6 protein-coding genes and 2 pseudogenes are annotated in these 8,430 nt (G+C 35.2%); 6 read left to right on the top strand and 2 right to left on the bottom strand.

The genetic code is table 11. From position 1 onward, the window contains the following. The 6 genes and pseudogenes from AB3X49_RS14095 to AB3X49_RS14070 all read left to right on the top strand — a co-directional run. Nucleotides 1-461 (top strand): annotated as a pseudogene (locus AB3X49_RS14095) (UDP-N-acetyl-alpha-D-glucosaminuronate decarboxylase); the annotation flags it as partial. Continuing rightward, a complete protein-coding gene (locus tag AB3X49_RS14090) occupies nt 454-1,998 on the top strand; it encodes a glycosyltransferase family 2 protein (RefSeq protein WP_367962833.1) in 1,545 nt (514 codons plus the stop codon). The pseudogene AB3X49_RS14095 and the gene AB3X49_RS14090, both read left to right, overlap by 8 nt. Next, a pseudogene (locus tag AB3X49_RS14085) lies at nt 1,970-2,187 on the top strand (hypothetical protein). Before AB3X49_RS14090 ends, AB3X49_RS14085 begins: the two are co-directional and overlap by 29 nt. A gap of 151 nt (nt 2,188-2,338) precedes the next feature. Continuing rightward, the gene (gene pflB / locus AB3X49_RS14080) at nt 2,339-4,588 is read left to right on the top strand and encodes a formate C-acetyltransferase (protein WP_002029623.1); all 2,250 of its coding nucleotides are present in this window, start codon (nt 2,339-2,341) and stop codon (nt 4,586-4,588) included. Nucleotides 4,589-4,657: 69 nt separating this feature from the next. Beyond that, nucleotides 4,658-5,389, top strand: coding sequence for a pyruvate formate-lyase-activating protein (pflA, locus tag AB3X49_RS14075; protein WP_044444343.1), 732 nt, complete (start codon nt 4,658-4,660; stop codon nt 5,387-5,389). Nucleotides 5,390-5,800: 411 nt separating this feature from the next. Then, on the top strand, nt 5,801-6,967 hold the full coding sequence (locus AB3X49_RS14070; RefSeq protein ID WP_002125051.1) for a diglucosyl diacylglycerol synthase: 1,167 nt from the start codon (nt 5,801-5,803) through the stop codon (nt 6,965-6,967). A 452-nt stretch (nt 6,968-7,419) separates the two neighbouring features. Here AB3X49_RS14070 and AB3X49_RS14065 read toward each other — a convergent pair whose 3' ends face one another. After that, nucleotides 7,420-7,539 carry a YfhE family protein gene (locus AB3X49_RS14065; RefSeq protein WP_000358484.1) on the bottom strand — a complete coding sequence of 40 codons (120 nt, stop codon included), beginning with the start codon at nt 7,537-7,539 and terminating at the stop codon, nt 7,420-7,422. A 110-nt stretch (nt 7,540-7,649) separates the two neighbouring features. Further along, on the bottom strand, nt 7,650-8,207 hold the full coding sequence (locus AB3X49_RS14060; RefSeq protein WP_002091129.1) for a GNAT family N-acetyltransferase: 558 nt from the start codon (nt 8,205-8,207) through the stop codon (nt 7,650-7,652). Nucleotides 8,208-8,430 lie beyond the last annotated feature (223 nt).

Raw genomic sequence — 8,430 nt, 5'->3', positions numbered from 1 at the left:
TAACGATTGTTCGTTATTTTAATATTTATGGTCCAAGAGCGAAAGATGGTCCGTACGCAGGAGTAATTCCACGATTTATTCGTGCGGCTTTGCAAGGTGACGATATTCTCGTGTATGGAGATGGAAAGCAGACACGCTGCTTTACGTATGTAAGTGATGCGGTCGAGGCAACAATTCGTGCAATGGATGAGAAGGTAAATGGTGAAATTATTAATATAGGTTCTGAGAATGAAAAAAATATAAGGGTAGTAGCGGAAGATATAAAAAAATTAACGAAGTCTATTTCCAAAATTGTGCACGTTCCATTTGAGAAAGTATATCCACATGGATTTGAAGAGATTCCAAATAGAAGACCAGACGTAACGAAATTAAGAGAACTTGTTCAGTTTCAAGCGAAAGTAACGTGGGAACAAGGATTGAAAGAAACTATTAAATGGTTTCGTGAAGAAAACAATGGCTAAGTCGTTATCAGTTATTATTCCCGTATGTAATGAAGTGGATACGATTTCAGATGTGGTTCAATCGGTAAAACCATTGAATCCAGTAGAGATTATTGTAGTAGCAAATGGTTGTAATGATGGTACAGAAGCGATTGCTGAGAGCTTAGGATGTACAGTAATCCAGCATAAAGAGTCACTTGGTAACGACGTTGGACGCGCAGTTGGTGCAAAACATGCGATAGGTGATGTATTACTGTTTGTAGATGGAGATTTTGCTATTCAAACTTCAAAATTACAATTATTCCTTAATCCGATTTTACATGATCAGGCGGACATCGTTTTAAATAATTTGGACGCATTATTTTTAAAGAAACAAAAACCGCACTCCGTGACAGTATGGCGCCAAATATTAAATGCAATGTTAGAGCGTGAAGAATTAAAAATTGATTCTTTATTATCTGTACCTCATGCGCTGACGAAGGAAGTTGTGCAAAGTATTGGAGACGAATGTTTTGTTAATCCTATTGTGGCTCATCTACGCCTAGCACAAAGTAAATGGAGAATTAGTCGTCATTGTGCAATTGACGTTATTACGCCGAATAAATTTCGTCCATTTGAGCATGCTGCATATGGCACGGATCTTTCTCAATCTGAAAAACGAATGATAGGTGATCATATAGAAGCTGTAGCAGAGCGGATATTAGGCAGCGATGGGCGCGGAGGATATTATGATGGAAATAGGAAAAGAGAGAGTGTCCATCATACTCTAAATTTTGAAGATTTTTATCAAGGATGGGGCGTTACATCTAATTTGTATAAAGGAGAGCAATTATCGGTAATTATTCCTGTGCAAAATGAAGAGAAAACAATTGGAAACGTTATAGAAGAGCTTCGCAAAATTGAACCTTTTGAAATCATCGTTGTTGTAAATGGTTCGTCCGATAAAACGGCAACAATTGCAAAAGACAAGGGAGCAACAACAATTGTGTATAAAGAAGCACTTGGAAACGATGTGGGGCGTTCGCTTGGAACTTATTTTGCAAAAGGAGAAATTGTTTTATTTATAGACGGTGACTTTGTTATTCCAGCTAGTGAGCTATATCCCTTTGCAAAAGCTATTGCAGATGGAACGGATGTCGCATTAAATGATTTAAATCATTATTTAGATTTGAGAGTACCACTTCATCTTGTAACAGCATTTAAATATGCATTAAATTTAGCTTGTGATAGAAAAGATTTAGGAGTAGGCTCTCTTATTGCTGTACCTAATGCGTTTAGTCGTACTTGTTTGAAGGAAATAGGGTATAAATCATTATTGTCACCTTGTGTAGCACAAGTGAAAGCTGTACTTTCAGGTTTTGAAATCGCTTGTGTAAGTCGTGTCGATGTTGATAAGATGAACCGTATTCGTCCCAGTGAACATTTCGCAAAAATAGGTCATCCTCCAGCTGTCCTTCGAATTATTGGTGATCATATAGAAGGATTAGAGCAATTAATTGCATTAACAAACAGTCGTGGTGGATTTTACGATGGAAATAGAAAAAGAGATGTTTTATAGTGGTAACAAAAAAAGTGTACAACGTATGTACACTTTTTTGATCTGTTATAAAAACTATAACAGATTAGGAGATAAGAGTATTACAGCTCTACAATGGTATCGTTCTTATATTACAAAATAGGACTCGTATATAAGAATACCAAAAAAATACAATTAAAGAAAGGGTTAATTCTAAAGAGTTTTATATGAGGTTAACACTATGTATGTAGTAGTTTGCTCAACATTTCACAAACATGTCACAACTATTTCGTCCACTTCCGAAAAAAAGTAGTATTCTAAGTGTGTAAGCTGTTATATAAAAAAAGTAGTCCTGTACTAATCAAAAATGGAGGAGATTAGGATGACTCAAGTATTAGAAAATGTAAAAAGCGCGTGGGAAAACTTTAAAGGTGAAAAATGGAAAGCAGAGATTGATGTTCGCGATTTCATTTTAAATAATGTAAACGTTTACGAGGGAGAAGACTCTTTCTTAGCGGAAGCAACTGAAGCAACGAAACAACTTTGGGATCAAGTAATGGATTTAACAACAAAGGAACGTGAAAACGGTGGCGTTCTTGATATGGATACAAAAATTGTTTCTTCTATTACATCACATGAACCAGGATATTTAAATAAAGATATTGAAAAAGTGGTCGGTTTCCAAACTGATAAACCATTTAAACGTTCTTTACAACCATATGGTGGTATTCGTATGGCAGAACAAGCTTGTGAAGCGTATGGATATGAAATGGATAAAGAACTTAGCAAGATTTTCAGAGACTGGCGTAAAACTCATAATCAAGGTGTATTTGATGCATACACACCAGAAATGAAAGCGGCTCGTAAATCAGGTGTTATTACTGGTCTTCCAGATGCGTATGGACGTGGACGTATTATCGGTGACTATCGCCGCGTAGCGCTATATGGTATAGATCATTTAATTGAAGCGAAAAAAGCTGATTATAATTTAACTGGCGGTGTAATGAGCGAAGATACAATGCGTTTACGTGAAGAATTATCTGAGCAAATGCGTGCACTTCAAGAGTTAAAACAGATGGCTGCTTCTCATGGATTCGATATTTCTAAGCCAGCTACAAATGCACAAGAGGCCTTCCAATGGTTATACTTTGCTTATCTTGCAGCAATTAAAGAGCAAAACGGGGCAGCAATGAGCCTTGGACGTACCTCTACATTCTTAGATGTTTACATTGAAAGAGATTTAGCAAATGGTACTTTAACAGAAGAAAAAGCACAAGAAATTGTTGACCATTTCATTATGAAATTACGTCTTGTGAAATTTGCAAGAACACCTGATTATAATGAACTATTCTCTGGAGATCCAACTTGGGTAACTGAATCTATCGGTGGTATGGCGTTAGACGGTCGTCCGTTAGTAACAAAAAACTCATTCCGTTTCTTGCATACATTAGATAATTTAGGACCAGCACCAGAACCAAACTTAACAGTTCTTTGGTCTAAACAATTACCAGAGAACTTTAAAAACTACTGTGCAAAAATGTCTATTAAAACATCAGCAATTCAATACGAAAATGATGACATTATGCGTGCTGACTACGGTGATGACTACGGTATTGCTTGTTGTGTATCAGCAATGAGAATTGGTAAACAAATGCAGTTCTTCGGAGCACGTGCAAACTTAGCGAAAGCATTACTATATGCGGTTAACGGTGGTAAAGATGAAAAGTCAAAAGCACAAGTTGGTCCTGAATACGCACCAATTACTTCTGAAGTATTAGATTATGAAGAAGTTATGCGTAAATTCGATATGACAATGGAATGGTTAGCTGGTCTATACTTAAATACATTAAATGTAATTCACTATATGCACGATAAATATAGCTATGAACGTATTGAAATGGCACTTCACGATACAAATGTTCTTCGTACAATGGCAACAGGTATCGCTGGATTATCTGTAGTAGCAGACTCTTTAAGTGCAATTAAATATGCACAAGTAAAACCAATTCGTGATGAAAATGGTATTGCAGTTGATTTCGAAATTGAGGGAGATTTCCCTAAATACGGTAACAATGATGATCGTGTAGATGAAATCGCAGTAAATCTTGTGAAAACATTTATGAACAAGATTCGCAAACATAAAACATACCGTAATTCTGTTCATACAATGTCAATCTTAACAATCACATCTAACGTTGTATACGGTAAGAAAACTGGTAACACTCCAGATGGACGTCGTACTGGAGAACCATTTGCACCGGGCGCAAACCCAATGCATGGCCGTGATACAAAAGGTGCATTAGCATCATTATTATCTGTAGCTAAATTACCATATGAAGATGCACAAGATGGTATTTCAAATACATTCTCTATTATTCCAAAAGCACTTGGTAAAGAAGATGATGTACAAGTACGCAACTTAGTATCTATGCTTGATGGATATGCAATAAAAGAAGGACACCACTTAAATATTAACGTATTTAACCGTGAAACATTAATGGATGCAATGGAGCATCCTGAAAAATATCCACAATTAACAATTCGTGTATCTGGTTACGCTGTTAACTTTATTAAATTAACTCGTGAACAACAAATTGATGTAATAAACCGTACAATGCATGAAAGCATGTAAGTGAAAAAAGTGTCCCTCCGCTTTTAATATATAGCGGAGGGAGGCTGTTTCAATAAAGGAGGAAGTAACATGGTAAAAGGAAGAATACATTCTGTAGAGTCTTGTGGTACTGTTGATGGCCCAGGGATTCGTTATGTCATATTTACACAAGGGTGTTTATTACGTTGTCAATATTGTCATAATGCTGATACATGGGAAATCGGTAAAGGTAAAGAAATAACAGTTGAAGAAGTGATGCAGGATGTGACATGTTACCTTCCATTTATTGAAGCTTCTGGAGGCGGTATAACAGTTAGCGGTGGAGAGCCACTATTACAGCTAGACTTCTTAATTGAGTTGTTTAAAAAGTGCAAAGAAGCTGGTATCCATACAACAATCGATTCTTCTGGCGGTTGTTATTCTGAAGAACCAGAATTCCAAAATAAGCTAGATATTTTAATGGAGTATACAGATTTAGTTTTATTGGATTTGAAGCATATTGATTCAAAGAAACATCGTAAATTAACAGGGAAACCAAATGAACACATTTTACAATTTGCTCGTTATTTATCGGATAGAAAGAAACCAATTTGGGTAAGACATGTATTGGTTCCCGGTGTTACCGATGGTGAAGAGGATTTGCAAAAATTATCAAACTTTATTCAAAGTCTATCTAATGTTAAGAAAGTGGAAGTGCTGCCATATCATAAGCTCGGTGTTTATAAATGGGAGGCACTTGGACATAAGTATCCACTTGCGGATGTGAATCCACCGACAGAAGAAAATGTTGAACATGCAAAACATATTTTACAAGCAGTCTAACCTAAACATTTGGTTAGGCTTTTTGTTTCTTCATAATAAAATCTAGAGTATATATTTAGAAAAGAGTATACTGAAAAGGGAATATCCATATTTTTGTAAAGAATAAGCGGAGAAATTTACATAATTGTAAAGGGAAATCAAAATAGTAAAAAGAATTAAGAAGTAAAAGAGTGAGTATTATGGAATATAGAACATTTGTAAGTTATTGCGAAAGCTCTTATAGGAAAGTATAATGTAAAGATATGAGCACAGATAGGATTAAGGGGTCAATCTTATATGCTTTGCATATCCACGACAGATACATAGCTAACAGGAAAGTATTAGAATCCGAGTATGTAGTTTTTAAGGAAAATGTTTTTCCTATTGTCGTATATGCAATATGGAGAAACAAAAAGCTAGGAGTGGATTTGTTTGATAAAAAACCCCAAGGTTTTAATATTAACTGCACATTACGGTAACGGTCATGTGCAAGTGGCAAAAACATTAGAACAAACATTTCGCCAAAAAGGAATCGAAGATGTAATTGTATGCGACTTGTTTGGAGAATCACATCCAGTTATAACCGATATTACAAAATATTTATATTTAAAAAGCTATACGGTAGGAAAAGAATTATATCGTTTGTTTTATTATGGTGTAGAGAAAATTTATGATAAAAAAATAGCATCTTGGTATGCGAATTTTGGGAGAAAGCGTTTGAAGACGCTATTACAGGTGGAGAAACCGGATATTGTTATTAATACCTTTCCAATCATCGCTGTACCAGAATTGAAAAAGCAAATAGGTATTTCTATTCCTGTTTATAACGTATTAACGGATTTTTGCGTGCATAAAATATGGATCCATCGAGAAGTAGATCGTTATTTTGTAGCAACCGATCATGTGAAAAAAGTGATGGTTGATATCGGTGTACCTGCAGAACAAATTGTTGAAACAGGGATTCCGATTCGTAGCAGTTTTGAGCTAAAGATAAATCCAGCAATTATATATAATAAATATCAGTTATGTAAGGATAAAAAGATGTTACTAATTGTAGCAGGTGCTCATGGTGTGCTAGGGAGTGTAAAAGAGCTATGCCAGTCATTTATGTCAGTACCAAACTTACAAGTAGTTGTCGTTTGTGGGAAAAACGAAGCTTTAAAGCAGGATTTAATGGAACTACAGGAACAAGGTTCTGATGCTTTAAAAGTATTTGGTTATGTTGAAAACATTGATGAATTGTTCCGTGTTACTTCTTGTATGATTACGAAGCCAGGTGGTATTACATTAAGCGAAGCAGCTGCATTACAAGTACCTGTCATTTTATATAAACCTGTCCCAGGACAAGAGAATGAAAATGCGTTGTATTTTGAAAAAAAAGGGGCTGCAGTTGTAATTCGTGATGATAGTGAAGTTTTTGCAAAAACAGAGGCGTTATTACAAGATGATATGAAGCTTCTTCAGATGAAAGAAGCAATGAAAAGTATTTATCGTCCTGAGCCAGCTGGTCATATTGTGGATACAATTTTGGCAGAAAATCATGCAGAGCCGAATCATATACCTATTAAATCACCAGTTCTTGCCGAATCTTTTACTTAATATGAAACCCTCTTTTAAGCATTTAAAGAGGGTTTTTTTTATTGTTGTAAAAAAAAATAAACGTGAATTATTAACTTATCCCGCAAAAGCCCGATTGGTGAGGGCTAATAATCAGTGGGGATAAACAAAACTCCCACTGATTAAAGTTTCACTTTATCCACAAAGGATTACGCTTTCATTAGACAGTAAAATCGGAATATTAACAGCTATATCCACATAATCCACAATTTTTAGAAAATTATCCACAATTCTCACGTTTAGAATTCATTTAAATAAATGAATTCGTAAAATACTTTTGTAATTTATGCACAATTCTACGGTTTTTGTGGATAAGGTTGTCCACAAAAAAGGTTCCTTATAAATAAGGAACCTTTTTTGCTAATTCATTGGAAAATCTTATGTAATGAAACTGAATAATTAGGGGGGAAACCTTCTAATTATTCAGTTTCACTTTAAATACTTTTTGAGCGATAGCCCGCTGCACGATCTGCTTTTCGAAATTCTCGCTGATAGAGAACTTCTTGTGTACTAGATAATGTGTTTTTTGCTTTATCACGTTTCTTTTTATCCATTACAAATCACCTCGTGTCCTAAAGTCACTATCTATCGTTTCCAAAGACATGGGGTGATATACATATATGTCAAACTAGTAATGATTAATTGTTATTTCTGAATTTTTAGATTACGCTTCTTTTAATTGGTGTGCTTCTTGGAATGTTGTATCTCGCATTGTTGCAAGTGTATACTGATCTTTTGGAATTTCATATAAATTATATACTTCTTCATGCGCGTTAATTTCATCATAAACGGCTTTTCTTGTTTCGTTTGCTAGATTTACATATTGTAGTTTTTCGGCAGCTTTAATAGACCGAATATTTATTTTACGAATACGCATAAAAATCGTTTCAATATCTAATTCATAGAAAAGTTCGCTAAAAAATGAATCTTTCGCCAATTTATTATATCCTTTACCATGATATGGTTTGCCAAGCCAAGTTCCGAGGAATCCAGCTTTTTCTTGCACATCAAATAAAGTAATTGTGCCGATGGGGTTACCCCATTCATCTAAAATTGTGCGTGAGATTAATTCTCCACGCTCTTCGGCTTCGATTGTTTGTTTCGTTAAAAATAAATATTCTTCATAAGAATAGGCCTTTTGACGCACAAAAGGGAAGACAGCAGGATCCACCATTAATTCGTATAGAACGTGGCTGTCGTGTAAGTCGCGTTTTTTCAACACACTAACTCCTCCTCACACGAGGGTAGCATGACGAAAAAGCACCCACCCTCGAAATTTTTATATCAATCTTTAAAAAATTTCGGGGTGGGAATCGAACCCACTAGAACCAGTTTCTAACGCTGGTGGCGCACCATTTGCCTTCCCCATTCATCAATTTGAAAATGATAATCACGACACAAATTGATTATGGTTTCATTCAGTTTATAATCGTATAATACTGTAT

The sequence above is a fragment of the Bacillus sp. C30 genome (assembly GCF_040838255.1).
Classification (GTDB): Bacteria; Bacillota; Bacilli; order Bacillales; family Bacillaceae_G; genus Bacillus_A; species Bacillus_A mycoides.
Note: the sequence above shows the minus strand (reverse complement) of the source record. Positions and strands in the feature narration are given on the sequence as shown.